The sequence below is a fragment of the Aquimarina spinulae genome (assembly GCF_943373825.1).
In the GTDB taxonomy this organism is placed as follows: Bacteria; Bacteroidota; Bacteroidia; order Flavobacteriales; family Flavobacteriaceae; genus Aquimarina; species Aquimarina spinulae.
The window spans coordinates 196,966-218,714 of record NZ_CALSBP010000002.1 but is presented as its reverse complement, the minus strand read 5'-3'; the positions used below and the strand labels follow the sequence as shown (position 1 = coordinate 218,714).

15 protein-coding genes are annotated in these 21,749 nt (G+C 32.4%); 10 read left to right on the top strand and 5 right to left on the bottom strand.

Going from position 1 to position 21,749, the window contains the following annotated elements; translation table 11 throughout:
* The 7 genes from NNH57_RS06680 (at position 1) to NNH57_RS06650 (ending at position 8,932) form a co-directional block, all read left to right on the top strand.
* Entirely contained in the window at positions 1-1,302 is a 1,302-nt protein-coding gene (locus tag NNH57_RS06680; RefSeq protein ID WP_108809436.1) for a BatA domain-containing protein, read from the top strand.
* A complete protein-coding gene (locus tag NNH57_RS06675) occupies positions 1,299-3,536 on the top strand; it encodes a tryptophan-rich sensory protein (RefSeq protein WP_108809437.1) in 2,238 nt (745 codons plus the stop codon). The genes NNH57_RS06680 and NNH57_RS06675 overlap by 4 nt, the downstream gene beginning before the upstream one ends.
* Entirely contained in the window at positions 3,529-5,292 is a 1,764-nt protein-coding gene (locus tag NNH57_RS06670; RefSeq protein WP_108809438.1) for a hypothetical protein, read from the top strand. The genes NNH57_RS06675 and NNH57_RS06670 overlap by 8 nt, the downstream gene beginning before the upstream one ends.
* Positions 5,293-5,410: 118 nt before the next feature.
* Positions 5,411-5,869, top strand: a complete 459-nt coding sequence (locus tag NNH57_RS06665; RefSeq protein ID WP_074409183.1) for a COG2426 family protein — start codon at positions 5,411-5,413, stop codon at positions 5,867-5,869.
* A gap of 133 nt (positions 5,870-6,002) precedes the next feature.
* The gene (locus tag NNH57_RS06660; protein ID WP_108809439.1) at positions 6,003-6,503 is read left to right on the top strand and encodes a GTP-binding protein; all 501 of its coding nucleotides are present in this window, start codon (positions 6,003-6,005) and stop codon (positions 6,501-6,503) included.
* A gap of 124 nt (positions 6,504-6,627) precedes the next feature.
* Positions 6,628-7,245, top strand: a complete 618-nt coding sequence (locus NNH57_RS06655; protein ID WP_108809440.1) for a hypothetical protein — start codon at positions 6,628-6,630, stop codon at positions 7,243-7,245.
* Between the two features lie 379 nt (positions 7,246-7,624).
* On the top strand, positions 7,625-8,932 hold the full coding sequence (locus NNH57_RS06650; protein WP_074409180.1) for a sensor histidine kinase: 1,308 nt from the start codon (positions 7,625-7,627) through the stop codon (positions 8,930-8,932).
* A 271-nt stretch (positions 8,933-9,203) separates the two neighbouring features.
* Here NNH57_RS06650 and NNH57_RS06645 read toward each other — a convergent pair whose 3' ends face one another.
* The 3 genes from NNH57_RS06645 to mnmE form a co-directional block, all read right to left on the bottom strand.
* On the bottom strand, positions 9,204-10,355 hold the full coding sequence (locus tag NNH57_RS06645) for a pyridoxal phosphate-dependent aminotransferase (RefSeq protein WP_108809441.1): 1,152 nt from the start codon (positions 10,353-10,355) through the stop codon (positions 9,204-9,206).
* An 86-nt stretch (positions 10,356-10,441) separates the two neighbouring features.
* Positions 10,442-11,467, bottom strand: a complete 1,026-nt coding sequence (locus NNH57_RS06640) for a helix-turn-helix domain-containing protein (protein ID WP_108809442.1) — start codon at positions 11,465-11,467, stop codon at positions 10,442-10,444.
* A gap of 191 nt (positions 11,468-11,658) precedes the next feature.
* Positions 11,659-13,050 carry a tRNA uridine-5-carboxymethylaminomethyl(34) synthesis GTPase MnmE gene (mnmE, locus tag NNH57_RS06635; RefSeq protein WP_108809443.1) on the bottom strand — a complete coding sequence of 464 codons (1,392 nt, stop codon included), beginning with the start codon at positions 13,048-13,050 and terminating at the stop codon, positions 11,659-11,661.
* Positions 13,051-13,499: 449 nt separating this feature from the next.
* On the opposite strand from mnmE, the gene NNH57_RS06630 reads away from it, so the two are divergent.
* Positions 13,500-15,770, top strand: coding sequence for a trypsin-like peptidase domain-containing protein (locus tag NNH57_RS06630; RefSeq protein WP_159099344.1), 2,271 nt, complete (start codon positions 13,500-13,502; stop codon positions 15,768-15,770).
* 226 nt (positions 15,771-15,996) lie between these two features.
* Here the strand turns inward: NNH57_RS06630 and NNH57_RS06625 are convergent, their stop codons facing one another.
* Entirely contained in the window at positions 15,997-17,304 is a 1,308-nt protein-coding gene (locus tag NNH57_RS06625) for a leucine-rich repeat domain-containing protein (protein WP_108809445.1), read from the bottom strand.
* Positions 17,305-17,564: 260 nt separating this feature from the next.
* Here NNH57_RS06625 and NNH57_RS06620 point away from each other — a divergent pair, with 260 nt between their 5' ends.
* Positions 17,565-17,903, top strand: a complete 339-nt coding sequence (locus tag NNH57_RS06620) for a DUF4870 domain-containing protein (RefSeq protein WP_108809446.1) — start codon at positions 17,565-17,567, stop codon at positions 17,901-17,903.
* 264 nt (positions 17,904-18,167) lie between these two features.
* Positions 18,168-20,387, top strand: a complete 2,220-nt coding sequence (locus NNH57_RS06615) for an ATP-binding protein (protein WP_159099345.1) — start codon at positions 18,168-18,170, stop codon at positions 20,385-20,387.
* A 71-nt stretch (positions 20,388-20,458) separates the two neighbouring features.
* Here the strand turns inward: NNH57_RS06615 and NNH57_RS06610 are convergent, their stop codons facing one another.
* The gene (locus tag NNH57_RS06610; protein WP_074409173.1) at positions 20,459-21,709 is read right to left on the bottom strand and encodes an ammonium transporter; all 1,251 of its coding nucleotides are present in this window, start codon (positions 21,707-21,709) and stop codon (positions 20,459-20,461) included.
* Positions 21,710-21,749: the final 40 nt, after the last annotated feature.

Sequence of the window (21,749 nt, the reverse complement as noted above, 5' to 3'; positions counted from 1 at the left end):
ATGTTTTTTCTCACCCCCACATATTTATGGGCTTTATTAGGAGGTATTGTTCCTATTGCAATACATCTGTGGAGTAAAAAAGAAGGGAAAACAATTAAGATAGGAAGTATTCAGCTACTTGATGAGTCTGATTCAAAACAAACGAGTAGTGTTCAAATCAATGAATTGTGGTTATTACTTTTACGATTGTTATTGATTAGTACACTTGTTATGATCATAGCAGAGCCACAGATAAAAAGAAAAGTTACTACCGTACCTATTACTTATATTATAGAACCTTCTCTACTCGAATATGAAGAGGTAAATACAATTCTGGATACTATAGAAACCGAAGCACCAATACGACTTTTACAACCTGGTTTTCCAGAATATCAAAACGATCCAACATATGAAATCCCTACCGTAACTCCAGGGTATTGGCAATTGGCCAGAGAAATGGAAACATTAGAAACCGATAGTATTGTTGTTGTAACGAATGCATTTGTATCGGGTATAAAAGGGAAGAGACCACAGCTTCATAAAAATATATCATGGGTAATTCTAGATCCCGAAAAACCAACTAAGAATATTCTTAGTGCTACTAAAAAAGAAGATGCAATACAGTTACTTTCTGTATTAAGTGATGCTCAACATGTATCTTTTGAGAAAGGACTTGTTGCTACGAGTAGTAATCGAATCGAATTTAATAAAGAGAAGGATAGTATCGTTTTTTTGGTAAACGGAAATCAAGAGCAACATCCTCTTATTACCGAGCCATCTGTTCGCATATTAGTATTTTATGACGATAGTTTATCCGCAGAAAAGACATATGTTGAAGCTGCCTATCGCGCAATATCAAAACACCTTAACACGCCTATTAATGTTCGTGCCGTACAGAATATAGATACGATACACCTTGATGCTTTTAATACAGTAATATGGTTAAGTAAAGATGAAACTCCGCAAACTTCTTCAACACTACTCCTGTATAAACCAGATGATTTATCTCATAATATTATAGAAAAAGGATCTTCAAAAGAAACCTTCTATCTTACAAAACCTCTTAATACAGAACGTGTCGTAAATGAATATTTTGCAGAGCATCTACTGGCTATACTTAATCGTAATGAAGGTCTAGAAGAAAAAATTAAATCGTATGATAAACGAGTTATACATGTCGGAGAACTACTTCCGATAGTAGCTACAGATGTTAAGAAAAATAAAGACAATTCTACTACTTTAGAATTGTCTAAGTGGTTATGGTTTTTATGTATACTATTCCTCATCACAGAGCGTATCATAGCAAAATATAGAAAACAATGATAGCGTCTGGAGATAAAATATTAACTCGGTTTAAAAAGCGTTGGCAACTCATGCTTTGGATAGAGGTTTTGCTCTATGCACTAGGCCCCGCTATTCTAATGTATTTTTTGTTCTTTAACCTGATTTTTTCAATTGCTACTTTGATATCGGTTGCTTTATTGATTGTAATTTTTGTGAAACCCTGGAAACCTGGTTTAAAAATGGTGAGTAGTTATATTGATCAACACCTCGATGTTGCAGAGTATAGCACAGGTCTTTTGCTACTACCAAAAGAACAATTATCGGATTTGGCAAAATTGCAACAATATAGGATAACAAAAGAACTTGTAGAAAAATTAAAAACGATAAAACCGCCTCATCATTTATTCAGAGCCTGCGTAATAATGGGTTTATGTACACTGGTTGGCTTTATTGGATATAGATATCATGTTCTTGATCATTTACAATGGTCACAGCATAAGAAAGTAGATCCAGATACCATAATTTTTAAACCCATAGATTCTACAACGACTACCCAACAACCTAAACTAGAAAGTCAATTGTTAACCATACAATACCCTGCTTATACAAGAAAACCTTCTATGGAAACTTCAAAAATGGAAATAAAAGCGGTAGAAGGATCGCGATTATCGTGGCAAATAACATTTGATACTGAAATTAAAAATGTATCTATGGAAAGTATGGGAAATAGCTATCCTATGAAATTGACTGATAATGGATATGTAAGAACTTCAATTTTAAATACATCGGGATTCTACAATTTCAAATTTACAGATATGCAGGGCACTTCATACACTTCTGAATTATATTCGATTGAAGGTATAAAAGATAAAAGGCCGGATATAAAAATTACGGATTTAAAACAATTTACCTCCTTTTCTTATGATGAAAACAAAAGAATAGCGTTCACAACTTCTGTTACCGATGATTTTGGTATTGCTGAAGTATATATCATAGCAACGGTTAGTAAAGGATCTGGTGAATCTGTTAAGTTTAGAGAGGAAAAATTAAGTTTTGATAATAAAGTAGGTAGAGGATACAAAAACCTAAGCTTATCAAAAAATATAAATCTGGATCAAATGAATATGGAACCGGGAGATGAACTTTATTTTTATATTGAAGCACTGGATCTTAAGCAACCCAGACCTAATACTTCTAGGAGTGAAACCTTTTTTGCTGTTATAAAAGATACAATTTCTGATAAATTTGCCGTAGAGGGAACAATGGGAGTAGACTTAATGCCAGATTATTTTAGAAGCCAACGCCAGTTGATTATTGATACAGAAAAATTGATTAAGGATAAACCAAAATTATCAGAAAAAGACTTCAAATTTAAAAGTAATGAATTAGGGTTCGATCAAAAAGTACTACGCCTTAAGTATGGTGAATTTATGGGAGACGAATCAGAATTTGGGTCGGCAACAGAGGAAAATACGGCAATTCCTGAGGAGGAAGATGAACATAACGATGAAGATCATGAAAAAGAAAAAGATCCATTAGCAGCGTATACTCATGACCATGATCATGAAAATGAACATAATCTGGTACCTCACAAAGAAGAAGAGGATGACGAAAAAGCAAATGACCCTTTGCATGAGTACTTGCATAATCATGATGATCCCGAAGAGTCAACGCTTTTTACGCAATCTTTAAAAAGTAAATTACGACAGGCTTTAAATGAAATGTGGGATGCCGAGTTATATTTACGATTGTATACTCCAGAAAAATCCTTACCATATCAATATAAAGCACTTAAATTGATTCAGGAAATTAAAAATAGTGCCCGAGTCTATGTACACCGTATTGGTTTTGATCCTCCACCGATTAAAGAGAATAAAAGACTTACGGGTAAAATTGACGAAGTGTCTAATTTCAGAAAAAAAGAAGAACTACAACTCCCAGAACTATATCCGTCTATATATAAAACTGTTTTAAGGCTTGAGCAATTGATATCTAATAAAACGGTACTTACCGATGAAGATAGGCTCCTTTTTAAACAGGCAGGAAATGAACTGGCCACCAAAGCTATTGAAAACCCGGGGAAATATTTAAAAACTTTACAACAGTTAAAACAGATTACCGAAGATAGGATCATATCACCTTCAATTTTAATCGAAGTACAGAGAGGTTTGTTTTATGCGCTTCCCGAGTTGCAACCCAATCCATTTAAAAAGAAAATATTAACAGGTGAGATTAATGAATTACTATTAAAAGAGCTTCAAATTCATGATTGATCAAGTAACTTTTTTGAATGAGAACTGGATATGGCAAATTGGTATTGGCGGGATAATACTATGGTTTGTTTTTATATGGAAAGAATGGCCTGAGTTTGGGAAACGTAGATTTTGGGTAAAAATAACAATAGCCTTTTTGGCAATTACCTCGCTTGTTATCATAGCATTAAAACCTGCAATTTCTACTACCAATACTATAACTACTAAATTGGTTTTGCTTACCGAAGGCTATGATAAAGAACAATTAGATAGCCTGACGAGAATTCATAAAAAACTAAAAAAACATCAGTATAAAGCTAATCATCCTATTTTTGAAGGTATAGACGCTCCGGATTCTGTTTTTGTACTTGGGTATGGTGTGCAACCTTATGACCTCTGGCAATTAGATAATTATAACGTTACCTACCTGGGAAGAAACACTCCCTCTGGGGTAATTAGATTTAAATATGATTATAAAAATACGGTTGGTAAACGACAGGTATTTACAGGATTATATGCTAATCCACAAAAAGGAAATAGACTTATATTAGAAGGACCGGGAGGAGCAGGTTTAGACTCTGTTTCTTTACTTGTTGGAGAACAGCAAAAATTTGAATTCACAACCAATCTTAATGTAAAAGGAAACTATCTCTTTTCACTAGTCGAAAAAGATACTTTAGGGGAAACTTTATCTACAGACCCTATCCCTTTAATTGTAGAGGATTCTACCCCGTTAAAAATAGTAGTGGTAAATGGTTTTCCCACTTTTGAAACCAAGTACCTTAAAAACTATCTGGCAGAAATGGGACATCAAGTACTGGTAAGGAGTCAGATCACCAAAGGAAGATATAAGTTCGAGTATTTTAATATGGAAAGAGTACCTATGGGAGCTTTCTCTAAAAAGAATTTAGAATCTTTTGATCTTGTTATTATTGATGCTAATTCATTAAAAAACCTGGGAAGAGCATCACGTATTGCTTTAGAGAATTCGGTAAAAGAAAATGGCCTGGGTATTTTTATCCAGCCAGACTCTAATTTTTTCAGAGCTTCAAATGGCTTAGGGGCTTTTAATTTTGTGTCAGAAAAAAATACAGAAACCCGATTGGATAGTGAGACAAAAGCTAAACTTTCTAAACATGCTTTTGTTTTTAAAGACGAATTTCTTTTGCAGCATATTCATACTAAACCTAATACCAAAATCATATCTGGATACAAACGCATTGGAAATGGTAGAGTTGGAACCACAGTGCTAGAAAATACATATGAACTAGTATTAGATGGCCATACCACTGCTTATCAACAAATATGGTCTAAACTCATTACTAGTTTAAGTCGTAAAGAAACTCCACAGATAGAATGGGAGACAACATCGATAATTGCGTATAAAGATCACCCTTTTACATTTGAGGTAAGAACATCAATATCAAAGCCAATAGTCAAAACCAATAAAAAATATAGTGTTTCGATGCGTAGTGATATTGATATAAAAAACCTTTGGAAAGGGGTTGCTTATCCAAGAGATTTTGGATGGAATACTCAATTTATAGAGCAGGATACAACAAAAGTATTTGAGTACTTTGTAGCAGATACCTCTCATTGGAAATCTCAGATGGTATATAAAACAATTGAAGAAAATAAGAGGCATTATAAAAAATCATTGAAGAGTGAAACAATCCAGAATCATACGATACGACCGATACCTCTTTTAGGTTTTTATCTTCTGTTTCTATTGTGTGTAGGATATTTATGGCTGGAACCCAAGCTGTTAAGGCCATAAAAAGAGCTTTATTGTTAAAATTAGAGCTATAAAGCTAATTTAGACCTTTTTTAAGATTTAAAATTATGGTACAAACCATTTAGAACGTTACCTTTGCAGGCTGTAAGAAAAATTGTTTGTGATTAAGGATATTATTATAGCTGTTTTGTGGAGTATTTCCCCTTTTGGTGAAGCTAAGGTTGGGATTCCTTATGGTATGCTAAGTGGATTAAATATCTACTTGGTATTTGTTTTATGTTTTTTATCTAATGTATTGGTGTTTCCCATGATGATGTTTTTTTTGGAAAAGATGAATACATATTTACTTCGATGGACGTTTTATAAAAAAGCTGCGATATATGTAGCACGAAGAGCAAAATTAGGATCAGGTACTAAAATTCAAAAACATGAATTTTGGGGACTTCTTTTATTTGTTATGATCCCAATTCCTGGTACAGGTGTGTATGCAGGAAGTATTGCTACATATTTATTTAAGGTTAAAAAACGAAAAGCTTTTATCGCAAATAGTGTGGGTATATTTTTCTCTTCTGTTATTGTTTGGGTAACCACATTACTCACTATGAAAGGAATCTCCTAAACGATGATATTATAATCATACGATTTGGATTTTATATTATAGTGCTAATAGATTCATATTGAGTTTTCTAAAACTGATAAAAATCAGTAATAAGAATTAAAAAATATAGTAACATTGGTGCTTAAATGCATTTATGGAAGTCTCAAATGATATTGTTTTACGTCCCCGGTTTTTTCAGGATTTAGATATGCCATCAGAAAAAGCACTTGAAGCTTTTGAAAAAGCAGGTAAGACTTGTCAGGATTTTAAAGTAAGCCGGGTAGACCATCATGTTTTTATTCGTATTCCTAAAGAAGAACAACACTTCTGGTCACCACAACTTCATCTCGAAATTTATGAAGTTGATGATAATCAACCAAAACTTAAAGGACTTTTTGGCCCCAATCCTACAGTATGGACACTTTTTATGTTTCTACATTTTGTAGTGGTAACATTATTTATAGGTGCTCTGGTCTGGATGTATGTTAACATACGCCTGGATAAATCGTATTTATTTTCTATACTCACTATGTTTTTCCTTCTTATCACCTGGTTTGTACTCTACTTTGCGGGGCGTTTGGGAAGACAAGCAGGTAAAAAGGAAATGCAGAAGTTATATTTCTTTATGAAAAGCACTTTAAATTCTGTGGCATGATATATGTAATGTTAAAAATAGCAGCCCTATTAAGCCAATTTTTAAAATAATAACAAATCAATATTGTTAGAGTTTTGAAAACAGCTTATGAAATTATAAATTTGAACACCTAAAATAAATTGCTATGATCTACAGAGTAAACCTTCAAAATGTAAAGAAAATATTATTTATGCTAGTGGTTTCTTGCTTTTTTATGCAAGTGAATGCACAAAATGAGCTTGTTTCTATTCAACCTATTAGTGATCAGGAGTTTGAGGTAAGAAGTCTTAATGGTATTCCTTTTACGATAGTTTTAGAAGAAAGTAACAATGATGGACAATTTCATTTAGGGATTAATAATAGTCTTACTTTTAAGACTGGGGATATGATCGGTAAAAGAAGTACGCTTAGGATTGTATTTGAAGATGAATTATATCACTCTTTAGAGAATAAATTGATTAAGCAATATCAAACAGATTTGCAATGGATCGAAAACTTACTCGGTGTTAAAGAAGGCGAATTTAAAAAACTGCCTTCTCGTCCTGTCTTTACAGATAATGGTTTAGAGAAACTAAAAGGGACAGTATTTGAATATGTTAACACCGATCAAAAAGAAGAAGATTTCTATAAGTGGATAGAAAAAATAAACTACTCTGTTGGTGCAGTAAAATATTTTAGAGATTTATTTGCTGCATCTAATGGTGAAAATAATGAGCAAAGACATCTTTTTTTGCCGATTAATATATACAACGCACTTCAGTAAAATAGATAGAATGATCATACTAATCTAAAAGAGAATCGATACTTTAAGCAATTAAAGTATCGATTTTTTTTGCCTTTTATCGAACTCTGCATCAATCCAGAAAAAGTATTTTGTATTCCTTTTATTTTCAGTTTTAGAAAAATCCTTTTCGAACTCCTTCCACATCCTGTATTTCTATTTATGAAACGATGACTGAACTCTACTTCGTTTTTTAAATAGTCGATATTAAATTACCATTCGACTACACATACATCGATTTTATCGAAAGTAATAACCAAGTTCAAAAAAGTAAATTAATTTGAAATAATTAATGAACTGTTGATTACACAATCAACAATTACTTTGTGAAACAACTAAAAACCTAAAACCCCTGGTTAGAATGATAAAAAAAGCTAAAGATGAAATCATTGATGAGGAGCAAATTCGAGTACAGACACATAAAATACTAAGGAAGAAATCGTTATGTTATAAACTCTATTCTGAAAGTGAAATAGAGCAGGATTATGTGATAAACAGTATAGTAAAATCAATTTTAGGTAAAACTAACTATTATGATATTGCGTGGCAAGTTGTTGTAAATATTGTTAACTATCTCAAAAGCGAAGATTGTGTGATGTACCTCATTAGAGAGGATGGTAAATCAATGGAGCAACTAGCAGCTTTTGGGGATAAAGTAAATGATAAAAAAATCATCAATAAACTCGTCATCCCAATCGGAACAGGTATTGTAGGAACGGTTGCTAAGACAGGAATTCCAGAACTGATTCATGATACTTCTAAAGATGAAAGATACATGCAAGACATAGAGTTTAACTACTCAGAAATAACCGTGCCTGTTGTGCTTAATGGGCAGGTAATTGGCATTATTGATTCTGAGCATAAAGAGAAAAACTATTACACCTACGACAACTTGCTAACGCTAATGAATATCTCTAGAGTAATCGCAAAACAATTAAATAATGCAGTAAGACTCGAGAAAAGAATTGAGAACGAGAAAATACATAAACAACTTAACCATCAATTAAAAAGTAAAAATAAAAATTTAGAAGAATATGCGCATATCGTTTCGCATGACTTAAAATCTCCTTTAAGAAACATATCAACTCTTATCGAGTGGGTAAAGGAAGATAATATTGACAAATTGGATAAAACGACATTGCTAAACATACAACAAATAGAATTGTCGTTAGAACATATGGAAAAACTTATAAATGATGTGCTAAAATACTCAAGTATCGAAGAAAATGTAGTTAGTAAAAGCATGATCAATATGGATAGACTATTAAGTAATATTCTTAAAGTAATAAGCATTCCTTCGAATATGACAATAAAAATAGGAAAGATGCCTGAAACACTTTATACCGACCAGACAAAAATTAAACAAGTATTTCAAAATTTAATTACTAATGCCATAAAGTATAACGATAAAAAAGCAGGTACTATAATAATTAATCATACGGACTTAGGAAATAAACATCAATTTACCATAGCCGATAACGGAATTGGTATTGATAAAAAGTATTTTAGTAAAATTTTTAAAACCTTTCAATCCCTACACAAAAACCATAAATCTACTGGTATCGGATTATCAATAGTAAAAAAGGTTGTTAAAGTGTTAAAAGGAGAAATTTGGTTAGAAAGCGAAATAGGAAAGGGCACTACATTCTATTTTACGATTAGTAAATAGGTAGCTCATTAAAAAAGGAGGATCAAATCCACGTCATTAGTAGCTAAAATAGTAATATAAATCATCGTGATTTCCTTTAATCAGATACATGGTACTTATTTAAGATATTCTCATCGAAAAGGAATGATACGACACCTATTTAACTTTATGAGTCCCCAAAACATTTTCGTGCTTATAATGTGATGTTATTTGGGTTAGAATTATTAGAAATATGGAGAACAGATATATTGGATACTATCTAAAAAATCAAAATCAGAAAGGAAAGAAATGGCTATAACCATTTCTTTCCTTTCATTTTATCAAATAAGAAACTTATGTCATCCTCAGAGCCCATAGTTACTCGTGCCCAATTCGATTTCGTTGGCCAACCCCCGGCAAGTAAAATTTTATTTTTCAACATAAGCTCTTTGTAGGCTTTAAAGTTTTTTACATCAAAATATACGAAGTTAGCTTCACTGCGAATGTAATTGAAGCCAAGTTTTTCAAGCTCATTGTAAAATGTGTTTCGTATTTTGATATTGTTATTCTTTGATGTTTCCAGGAATACATCATCTTTTAGCGAAGTAATCGCAGATGCAACGCTAAGTGAATTAGGCATATTGCCAGGAAACCCTAAAGTGAATTTTTTTTCCATTTCTGCTATAAGCGATTCTGGCCCTAACATAAAACCAATTCGTAACCCCGCTAAACCGTAAATCTTAGAGAAAGTACGAGTAACAAGAACATTTTTTCCTTCTGCAATGAGAGGTGCCATTGATTTGTTTCGCCAGGAATTCATAAAATGAATATATGCTTCATCAACAAGTACGGTAGTCTTATCAGATACAAGCCTGCAAAACGATTTTAATCTTTCGGTTTCTATGATAGTCCCTGTTGGGTTATTAGGATTGCAGAGAGTTAAAAGACTGGTTTTAGAACTAATTCTGGATTCCATTTCTGTCAAATTCATTTTAAAATCAGAATCTACTTCAACTGGTGTGACTTTTGCTCCAATCTTTCTGGCAAAAAGTCCAATTACATCAAATGTTGGGCTGGGAACAATTATTTGTTCCCCTTTACTTCCAAAATGAGTTGCTGCCCAGATTAAAGGTTCAAAAGATCCATGTCCCAGTAGCACATTCTCGGGCTTCAAGCCCTCTTGCTTTGCTATCAATTGTTTTAAGGCTTTTGCATCATATTCATAAAAAGTTGAGTATCGATTACTACGAAATATAACTTGCTTAATTGTATTTTCTACACTTTTGCTCGGACCAAGATGATTTTCATTGTATAATAATCTTCTTATATCACTTTTGTTATTATTGTGATCTTTTCTATAATAATCTCCATTATTTTCAGAAAAAGCATTTAAAGGAAATAGGCTTAAACCTGCAGATGTTACCAAAGAGTTTTTTAACCATTGTCTTCTATTTATTGTATTCATAATTTTAAAGTTTTTTCTAAATCAACTAAAAATTAGGCATACTGTCTATCGAATTCATGAATCCAATAGAGATTTAATATTAAATATTAGGAAACTATTCGGGTAATACTTTTTAATCGATATTCAGATGGTGTAGATTTTGTAAATGACTTGAATGCTACATTAAAAGATGAAAGGCTGTTGAAACCTGAATCTAAAGCAATAGCTAAAATTTTTGGATCCGGATGACTGGTACTTAAGAGCTCCTTTGCCTTTTTTATTCTATATTCATTGATAAAACTTGAAAAATTCTTGTTGGCGTGTTTATTTATTACCATAGAAATATCTCTAGGAGATAAATTAAGTCTGGAAGATAAAGATGCTAATTTTAAATTAGGATCTAAATAAAGATGTTCTTCCTCTATTAATTTTCTTATCCGGTTTAGCTGCAATTTACCATCTTCTTCAGTAATATTAGAATTAAGATATTTTTCTTTATAGTTATTATTAAATATTCCTTTTCTGTCAAAAGCTAAAAACAGGATGATAAACATTAGAATTGAGAATGCAACTACACCAGCAGAATAGATAGGAATTAACTTAATAAATATTAAAGCATAAACTATCCATACTAGACAAAGAGCTAAAACCAATAGAATATACCATTCTCTCACTTTTTTGTTAACCGTAATTTGTCGTTTCTGAGAGATAAACAAACTTGCTATTACATAAGAAAATGAATGTACTAAGATGAAACTATAACTCAATTTCCAAAAAATACTATTAATTTCATTAGGGATACTATTGCAAAAAATTACATAAATAGAACTAGGGATAAAATGAAATAGTATTGACTTCAATTGAATCTTTGTTTTTATGAAGAGTGAACGTCCGTAGATATATAGTAAAGGGCCTACTGCTAAATTGGCTGCCAAGCCTAGATTCTTAATAAAAACAGGAAGCTCTATATAATTGTAAAAAACAGATTTGGTAATCCTTAAAGTTAGCACAATAAGTAATATTCCTAATATTGTGCTCTGGACTTTTTTAAGTCTAAGTAAATAAATTCCAAAGAACAAACTTATTCCAAGTCCAATACCACTTATGATTGCTATTAATAATTTGACTATCATATTTTTCAAAAGCTACCCTTAAAGATAAAATTATCAAGCTACAAAAATTGTATTTTACTGTTGTTTTTTACCTTTTGCTAATTATCTGTAGTAAGCAAAGTCCTTCCCAACTTAGTTATAATGCTTCTGAAGGTTCAAACGGGAAGAATTCCATTTCTACTTTATTTTATAAAAGTCTGACAAAAGAAAATCTATTTACCGATACAGAAATTAGCAAAGATATTTCCGAGTAAATCATCACTGGTAATTTCTCCTGTAATTTCTCCAAAATGATATAATGCCTGACGAATATCTATAGCCATTAGATCTCCAGAAAGCCCGGTATCTAATCCATATTGTACTTTTTGTATTTCTTCTAAAGCTTTTAATAAAGCATCATAGTGACGAGAGTTGGTAACAATAGTCTCATTATTGCGTAAAGCACCAGTGTTTACAAACTCAAGAAGTTTAGCTTGCAATGTTTCAACACCAGTATTTTGTTTTGCAGAAAGCAGATGGATATTTTCAATTTCGGATGTCAGAGTTGAAATTTGGCCATCATCAAGTTTGTCTACTTTATTAGCAACAATAATTAGTGGTTTTTGCGGGTACTTGTTTTTTATCTTTCCTATTTCTGTTTTTAATTCTTGAATGCGATCAACAGTTAGTAGAGAACTATCAACTAAATAAATAACTACCTGTGCTTGTTCAATTTTTTCAAATGTCTTTTGGATACCGATACTTTCTACTACATCTTTGGTTTCTCGTATCCCGGCAGTGTCTATAAATCTAAAACCGATTCCACCAATATTAATTTCATCTTCTATAGTATCACGAGTCGTTCCTGCAATATCAGACACGATAGCTCTTTCTTCGTTTAGTAATGCATTAAGCAACGTAGATTTTCCAACATTAGGCTCCCCGACAATAGCTACAGGAATCCCGTTTTTGATAACATTACCCACTGCAAAAGAATCAATAAGACGTTTTAATACGTTTGTAATTCTGGCAATTAGATCTTTAAACTGCGTGCGATCTGCAAATTCTACATCTTCTTCGGCAAAATCTAACTCTAATTCTATTAAGGAAGCAAAATTAAGGAGTTCATCTCTCAGTTTTTGAATCTCATTAGAAAAACCACCTCGCATTTGTTGCATTGCGATTTGATGAGAAGCCTCAGAATCAGACGCAATAAGATCAGCTACAGCTTCGGCTTGAGAAAGATCTAGTTTTCCATTAATAAATGCACGTAGTGTAAACTCTCCGGCATTAGCCATTCTACATCCTTTCCGTAGTAATAATTGAATAATTTCTTGTTGGATATATACAGAGCCGTGACAAGAAATCTCTATAGTGGGTTCTCCGGTATACGAATTAGAGCCTTTAAAAATAGAGATCAAAACTTCATCAAGCATTCTATGTTCATCAACAATATGTCCCAGGTGTATAGTATGACTTTTTTGAGCACTTAACTCTTTTCCGCTCACAGATCTAAATAAAGGGGAACAGATCGTAATAGCTTCTTTTCCAGAGACGCGAATGACCGCTATAGCCCCCGCTCCTGAGGGGGTTGCTAATGCTACTATGGTATCTTGTGCGATCATATATTTTATCTATAAAAAGCAAAAATAGGTATTAATACATGTATTTTAAATTTTGATTGCCAAACTTTTTTGAGGAGTTGATTTTCTTTTCTATCTTGTAGCAGGAAGAAGAAGAAATACTTCAGTATTAACCAACTTATTTCCTTCGGAAAAAAAGAATAGGAAAAAACCGCTGGTTTTTGATTAATTAAAAATTGGATGACCAGTTAGTGGAATACAATTTTGTAGCAATTAAAGGTGCTGCAAGAGTTTTTGTACTAACTAAATTTAATGTCTAATCTAATAATTTTTTTAATCTTATTCTTATGAACTCAAACAACACAAACTCAATTCACATTTACAGGTATCCTATACATCGAATATGTATGCTGCTATGCATCATTTTTATGTTGATACCCTATATCAATTTTGCACAGGATGAGCTGCCACGACATTATACAAAGTATAATATGGAGATAAAACCTGATGGCAATCAAAGTAAAAATAGTTCACAAATTGTTACAGAAACCATATCAGAAAAAGGAGCTATATGGTTGCGTTTATTTCTTAAAGATGTAAACCTTGGAAATAAGAGTACACTAACCATTACATCTGCATTAGACGGAGCTACCCAAACATTAACATCAAAGACCATTAAAGAGTGGAAGAATAGCACAGCTTATTTTAATGGCGATAAAATAACACTAAAGCTAACCGTAGCACCAGGAGAAGCGGCTATTGGTTTTACTATTCATGAAGTAGGGGTTGGTGAAAATGATCCGGGATCAAAATCCCAATGTGGCTCGACTGATGATAGAGTTGATTCTACCGATAATGCGATCGGACGAATAGTACCTATCGGTTGTACGGGTTGGATTATTACTAATGGTAAATTAGTTACTGCCGGGCATTGCGTAGGAACCAGAGCGGAACTTATAGAATTTAATGTACCTAAATCTAATCCGGATCGTACCATTGTACATCCTGGACCAGAAGATCAGTACCCAATAGGTAATTTTGTAACTAACTTTGTAAGGGGGAGACCCGAGACTGATTGGGCTGTATTTACTGCAAGTGCTAATTCGCAAACAGGTCAAACACCTATACAGGCACAGGGTAAATCATTTAATGTAGTGCAAAGTGCTCCTGGAAATAATATAACCATAACAGGATTTGGTACAGATACTGGTATTGATAATCAAACTCAGCAAACGCATACAGGACCTTTATCATCTGTTGATAATACGTTTGTGAGGTATAGAACAGATACGACAGGAGGAAATTCTGGAAGTCCGATAATAGATGCTGCAACAGGAAATGCAGTTGGGGTTCATGCCTATGGTGGATGCTCGGGGTCTGGAGGCTCTAACTTTGGAGAAAGAGCAACCATACCCGATTTTTGGGATGCTATGGGACTTGATGGAAATCCACCAACCGATGAATGTACAGGTGATATTACTTCTTTCCCTTATAGTGAAAGTTTTGAAGGTAATATAGGAGCTTGGAAACAAGTCGGTGGAGATGATTTAGACTGGACCGTAAATTCTAATGGTACCCCTTCTAGTGGTACCGGACCAAGTAGCGCTGTAGATGGTAGTTCATATATATATGTAGAAGCATCTGGAAACGGAACAGGATTCCCTTCTAAAAGAGCGATCTTAAATTCACCTTGTTTAAATTTTACAAGCCTTACAACTCCTAAACTAAGTTTTCAATACCATATGATAGGTAGTGCAGTGGGAACATTAACTGTAGAAGCCAGAACAAATAATACAGGAAGCTGGTCAAGTGTGTTTACCAAAACAGGAGCACAGGGAACAGATTGGAATGCGGCCGATATAGACCTCTCTACATATGCCGGTAATGCAAGTGTGCAGTTAAGGTTAAATGTTGTGACAGGAAGCAGTTGGCAAGGAGATATTACTATCGATGCTCTAAATATATCTAATGGTACGGTAACACCTCCTGTGTGTACAGCTTTAGATTTTAATGATTTTACAATCACAGCATTCTCTAATCAGGATACTGCAGGTAATTCCTCAATCCAAAACGGGGGAGCTGCACTTTCTTTACAAAATAATACATGGAAATATATTGCCATGAATTATACAGTAACTGCTAATACAGTAATAGAATTTGATTTTAGCAGTACTTCTGAAGGAGAAATTCACGGAGTTGGTTTTGAAAATGATAATACACTAACCTCTACCAGGTATTTTAAAGTTCATGGTACTCAAAATTATGGAGTAACTAACTTTGATGATTATTCTAGCGGTACAAAAAAGTATGTCATTCCGGTAGGGAATTTCTATACTGGTAGTATGGATAGACTGGTTTTTATAAATGATAATGATGCAGGTAGTGGTAATACCTCTATTTTTAGTAATGTGAAAATATACGAAGGTTCTTGTGGGCGATCAGCAACTTCAGAAAGTTTAATAGCTCAGTTAGAATCAGTTTCACCAATTCTTGGAGATGAGAATGAAGGTGATCTTGCAGGATTAAGTATCAGGCCAAACCCTGCAAAAGATGTTTTTTCATTACATTTAAGTCAATATATAAAAGGAAATGTAACTGCAACCATTTATACGATTCTGGGGAGTAAAAAAGCTCGAATAAGTATACAACCAGGTATCAATACAATTTCGGCCCGAAACCTATCATTGGGTAGAGGGATTTATCTAATTAAATTTGATAGTAGTACCGGGGAATCTGCTACCAAGAAACTAATCGTGAATTAACATCTTACATAGAAGACATTAAATTTAGTAATTAGTAAACACCTCGGCTTTGTGTCGAGGTGTTTTTTTAGTTAAAATATATGGTGTTAATGTGTTATTGTAACAAATTTCCATTTTTTCAATCATATACATTGTTAATGCTATATTTAAGCAAATTATTGTGAAAAAAATAGAACTGGCTATGATGGTTATAAAACTTATTGAACTTAAGTTTCTACATAATTTTTTAATAAATCTTAAACTTTGCCTTTTCCTTTATTTCTTTCAGATTAGATATTTCTTCATTTCCACGATTAATTATAACTGTTTTTAAATTTGGTAATTTTAAAAGAGTCAAAGGGATTTTACCAGAAATTTTGTTAGTATTAAGGTCAATTTCTTTTAACTCTTTATTGTTCTCCAGATTTTTAGGAAATACTTTAATTTGAGAGTTGGAAATCCTGAGATATTTCAGGTTTTTAAGTTTAAATATTGAAGCAGGAACATCTTTTATGCTAGTGTACTCTATAGATAAATGAGTGATATTTGCCAAGTTATCTAAACCTTCTATAGATTTTAACTTATTGCCAGAGATAAATAGTTTAGTAAGTTTTTCAGATGTATTAGCTTTAAAACTAATGGATTCATCTGTGTAAAGATAAATAAGTATAGATGACAAGTTCGACATACCAGAAATGTCCAATTGGTTATTTTTCATACCCGATAAGGAAAAATCAAGTTTTTTTAGCTTTTTGAGTTTATCTATTCCGGGAAATACACCTATCAATTGTGGACTGCGAATACGGAGGGTTTTAAGGTTTGTCAAATTAGATAAATTAGTGGGAAGCTTACTGAATTTACCATATAAATTTAAATCAACAAGAGCTGTTAATTCAGATAATCCTTCAGGAATCGAATTCAATTCACCAGAGTAAACTTTGAGTTTTTTAAGTTTTTTTAAGTTCTTGATACTTTCTGGTAAGGCTATTAAATCATTTGTTAGCGAAACAGGATCTAGTATAAGTGATTCCAGATTTGATAAATTTCCGATTTCCTCAGGAATACTTTTTAAAGCAAAAGAACCTACATACAAAGATTTTAAACTTTTTAATTGACAAATTTCTTTAGGTAGAGTTTCAAGGAAACGAGAACTATCGATATGTAACGATTCTAGCTTTTTAAGATTTTCAATTTCTTTAGGTATTTTTTTAAATTTTCTACCTCTGATTTTTAACCGTTTAAGGTTAGTAGCTTGACCTATAGCAGGAGGAAGAGAGTTCGTTGTAGCTTTAACTCCAAACCCCAAAATAGTTAAGCTCTCAAGAGAATCATGTAGAAGAAGTTTAAAATCAACATCACTTAAATGCTCATACCCACTAACTCTTATTATTTGATATTGATTAATATCTGTGGGTATTTTTTTTGATGCTATAAGATTAATTGTAATGCTTTTAATTTCTTTTCCCTTTTCCTTTGGTGGAGCAACTTCTTCAATAATAAGTTGACCATAAGATTGGAAGAAAGATATTATGAATATCAATATAAATAATCGCATTGAGATAAAATTTTAGGTGAATTAAAAGTTTTCTAAAATAGTAATAAATTACGCTATTTTAAAAGAAAAAAATATAGACACAAGATTTTAAACTGCTAATATCTAGGTTTTTCTTCATGAAAACCTCTTTATTTTAGTAATAGGTACAATACATATTTTGTACATATACTGTAACAAATTGCTATTTTTATCGTCATATAAGTACAAAATGCTAATATTTTTAGCAATTTCATCAATCATCAACCAAAAACGTATAAATCATGAAACAGGACAGATCATTACTAGTTATTACCCATTTATCACAATTATTAGACCTTATCACAGGATTTGGAGGATTTATAGTACCCTTAATATTATGGTTAACCCAGAGAGAAAGAGTTTCGGCTATGGATGAGCATGGAAAATCAATTATGAATTTTCAGATAAGTATGTTTATTTATGCAATCGTATGTGTTCCTTTAATATTATTATTTGGACTGGGATTATTAGGGTTAGCTCTTATTGCACTATTATGTTTTATATTTCCTATCATTAATGCTATAAAAGCAAATAATGGAGAAGAACCTTCATATCCATTATCTATGCAAATCATTAAATAATTGCTAATATGAAGTAATTAGAATACCGTACTTAGTAATTGTATCAATAGATTGCCTGAATATTTATTCAGGCTTTTTTTTATGATTTTTTTTACTCTTCAGCAATGGTAATACCCTTAAAAGTAACAGAATAGCGTAAACTCTTGAGGGTGAATGATAAAAAAAATGTTGTTTTTGTACTGGAAAACCGTAAAATAATATAGAAATAAGAAGATATTGTTTTATATTGTTGTAGTGGTTTTTTTGATAATATGGGGTATGTGTGTGAAAATTTTTAAAATAAATGTAGTTATTCTGTTAATTTTTTGGAGTATTTGTAGTGTTGCTCAAAAAAAAGAAAAGATTGAAAAATCAACTTTAGAAATTGACAATACTATTTATCGTTTGATAAGGAATGATAGCATTGTCGAGGCCAGAATTTTTTTAGATACAATTTTTAATCATAAGAAATCAGAACCTGATGATGAGTTTTTGTTGTCCTATAATTATAACTACGGACTGATTTTTATGACTTCGGGAAAACCGAATGCAGCAGCAAATTACATATTTAAAGCTAAGGAAATTTCAAAAAGGATACCAGGTAATTCTTATGAATCAAAGATCAAAGTATTTATATTAAGATTGTTTAGAGAAACAAATAGGTATAAAGAGTTAGATAGTCTATATCAGAAGTATCTTGATTATAATGAGGAGAGTGACAATGGTATTATATTTTTCCATCACCTTGATTATATCATAAGCGAAATGAATAGAAGTAACTTTAAGCAGGTGATTTCCATTTCCAGAAAGGTACTATCCGATCTTGATGATTATGATTTTACAAAGATGTCAAAGGAAAGTATACATGTCATTAATGATGTTGTAAGAAACGAGCTAAAGATATATTTCGCAATGGCATTAATGGAAAAGGGTGTAGATTATCAGAAATCGTATCGGTTGCTAAATGAAACAGAAAGAGATTCTCTCTTTTTTGTACAAAGAGAACGGGATGAGTATTTAAGGTTGATACAACAATACAAAGCACGCTATTTTTATGAGTATGATAAAAACATGGACTCGGTATCTTATTACCAGGCGTTATCAAATAAATATCAGGAATCTTATATTAAAAAACTGAAAAGACGTGCTTCTAACGCTGATATTTTTATTTATGAAATAGCCAAGAATAAAAAAGATATCGAACAACTTTCTGTTATCAATGAGAAAAATATTCAGATTCAAAAAAGTTATTTTCAGATCAGTTTTTTGACAGGGTTTTTGTTGTTGTTAGCAATTATTTTTAGTGTCTATGTATACAGGTCTAACAATCATAAGCATAGAATTAATGAAGAGTTGAAAGGTAAAAATGCCGAGTTATTAACTGTTGATGAAGAACGCAATCAATTTTTTTCTATAATGAGCCATGAATTAAGAACGCCCATTTATACGATACAAGGATTGGTAGAAATCATAGAAAATACAAAGAATCAAAAACAAAGGAAAGAATTTTTAAGTACATTAAAATTTTCGAATAATCATTTATCAGGATTGGTAAATAATGCTTTAGAATATTCTAAATTTCGCCTGGGAAATGTGAGGTTAAATAAAGATGCTTTTTCCTTAGATGAAATGCTAATGAATATTTGTAATTCGTTTTCATATCAATTACGTAAGAGTAATACAAAATTACATGTCAATATAGCAGATGATGTAGAAACAAATGTTCTGGATGACCGTTTAAAGCTTTCTCAGATTTTTATCAACCTTATTTCTAATGCCATTAAATTTACTACAGACGGAAATATCTGGATAGAACTTGTACAAATTGCAAGTTTCGAAAATATGACTAGACTTCGTTTTACAGTAAAAGATGATGGGATTGGAATTAAAAAAGAATTGATATCAGATGTGTTTGACGGATTTAAGGGGATACATCATATAGATAAACACAAAGGAGGCTCTGGGTTAGGGTTGTATATCGTAAAAAGGTTTATAGAAGATTTGTATAAATCTTCTATAGTTGTAGAATCTGAAGAAGGTAAGGGGACTTCGTTTTCTTTTGAGATTGAAATGGAACGAAACCTAAAGAATACAAAGATACCAATGGTAAATGATAAAGATTATGCTAACGTACTAGATGGTTATAACATGTTGGTCGTAGATGATAATACGATTAATCTAATGATTACAAAAAAAACTTTAGAAAGTGCAGGAGCGATATGTACAACAGTCGATAATGGTTTTGATGCTACACTATTAACACAAAAAAATGACTACGATGTGATTTTTATGGATATTCATATGCCAGAACAGGATGGATTTGAAACGACTCAAAAAATAAGAGAGTTTAATAAAGATGTTACTATTATGGCATTAACAGCCGTTGATTTAGAAAGGGTGATTACAAAGATTCATCAATCAGGGATGAATGGGATTATTACTAAGCCATATAAACGAAGTGATTTGTTTCAAAAGATCTTGTCCTTTTCTTTAAAGAAAGATTAAAAAAAAATGAGCTTCCTAAATACTATAAGAAAGCTCATTAATAAAAAAACAGTTTGGATCTTTATTGTTTTTTAATGTTGGTTAATTCTAAAATCAGGATAGGCATCCATGCCATGTTCGTGATTGTCTAATCCGTCAATTTCTTCTTTTTCCGAAACTCGGATTCCTATAGTTTTTTTAAGTATGAATATGATTATAAAAGCGGTTGTTGAACAAAAAGCCCCTACAATAAGGACGCCAAGCCCCTGAACCAGGAACTGATCAAATCCAGCTTTTGCCCCAAAAATACCTACAGCTATAGTCCCCCAGATGCCACAGATTAAATGAACGGCTATTGCTCCTACAGGGTCGTCTAGTTTAAATGTATCTACCAGTGCTACGCCAAGTACAATGATTATACCTGCACACAAACCAATAATTACAGCTTCGTTTGGGGACATGAGATCAGCCCCGGCTGTTATCCCTACCAATCCCCCTAGAATACCATTTAGGAACATAGTAAGATCATAATTTTTATATAAGACGGTAGAAAGTACAAATGCCCCAACGCCACCTGCTGCTGCTGCAAGACAGGTAGTTACTAATACCAATGAGGTACTAGCAGGGTCTGCAGAGAGTACAGATCCACCATTAAAACCAAACCATCCTAACCAAAGAATAAGTACGCCAGCTGCGGCTATAGGTATATTGTGCCCGGGGATAGCTTGTGGTTTTCCTTCAGAACTGTATTTGCCTATTCTTGCACCTAATAAGGTAATCGCTACCATAGCAGCCCATCCACCAACAGAGTGTACAAGTGTAGAGCCAGCAAAGTCATAAAACCCTTCAGTTTCACCAATTTTAAAAGTAGATAAAAACCCGCTTCCCCATTGCCAGGAACCTACTATAGGGTATACTAAACCTACATATAGTATAGTAAATATCATAAATGCTCCTAACTTAATACGCTCTGCTACCGCACCAGAAACTATAGTAGCGGCGGTAGCGGCAAACATTCCCTGAAATAAAAAATCTGTCCACCAGGTATACCCTCCACTGGCATATTCTGGAGTCATTCCATTCTCGGGAGCAGTGATGCCAAACCCTCCAAATTTTAAAAAACCGATGTCCCCATCCTCGAATCCCGGATACATAAGATTGAAACCACCGATGTAGTATAATAATAAACCTATACAGATGATAAATACATTTTTGAATAATATGTTAATTGTGTTTTTTTGACGAGTTAATCCTATTTCTAAAAAAGAGAATCCTAAGTGCATGAAAAATACAAGTGCTGTGCACACCATCATCCATACATTATTTGTGGTTAAAAGTTCCATAGTTTAATTACTATTAAAATTGTTTTTAGTTTTTGATTGG

Bases quoted from the DNA above. Each gene is read 5' to 3' on its own strand.
- NNH57_RS06680 (WP_108809436.1), top strand. From the start codon at position 1: ATGTTTTTTCTCACCCCCACATATTTATGGGCTTTATTAGGAGGTATT.
- NNH57_RS06675 (WP_108809437.1), top strand. From the start codon at position 1,299: ATGATAGCGTCTGGAGATAAAATATTAACTCGGTTTAAAAAGCGTTGG.
- NNH57_RS06670 (WP_108809438.1), top strand. From the start codon at position 3,529: ATGATTGATCAAGTAACTTTTTTGAATGAGAACTGGATATGGCAAATT.
- NNH57_RS06660 (WP_108809439.1), top strand. From the start codon at position 6,003: ATGGAAGTCTCAAATGATATTGTTTTACGTCCCCGGTTTTTTCAGGAT.
- NNH57_RS06655 (WP_108809440.1), top strand. From the start codon at position 6,628: ATGATCTACAGAGTAAACCTTCAAAATGTAAAGAAAATATTATTTATG.
- NNH57_RS06650 (WP_074409180.1), top strand. From the start codon at position 7,625: ATGATAAAAAAAGCTAAAGATGAAATCATTGATGAGGAGCAAATTCGA.
- NNH57_RS06645 (WP_108809441.1), bottom strand. From the start codon at position 10,355: ATGAATACAATAAATAGAAGACAATGGTTAAAAAACTCTTTGGTAACA.
- NNH57_RS06640 (WP_108809442.1), bottom strand. From the start codon at position 11,467: ATGATAGTCAAATTATTAATAGCAATCATAAGTGGTATTGGACTTGGA.
- mnmE (WP_108809443.1), bottom strand. From the start codon at position 13,050: ATGATCGCACAAGATACCATAGTAGCATTAGCAACCCCCTCAGGAGCG.
- NNH57_RS06630 (WP_159099344.1), top strand. From the start codon at position 13,500: ATGGAGATAAAACCTGATGGCAATCAAAGTAAAAATAGTTCACAAATT.
- NNH57_RS06625 (WP_108809445.1), bottom strand. From the start codon at position 17,304: ATGCGATTATTTATATTGATATTCATAATATCTTTCTTCCAATCTTAT.
- NNH57_RS06620 (WP_108809446.1), top strand. From the start codon at position 17,565: ATGAAACAGGACAGATCATTACTAGTTATTACCCATTTATCACAATTA.
- NNH57_RS06610 (WP_074409173.1), bottom strand. From the start codon at position 21,709: ATGGAACTTTTAACCACAAATAATGTATGGATGATGGTGTGCACAGCA.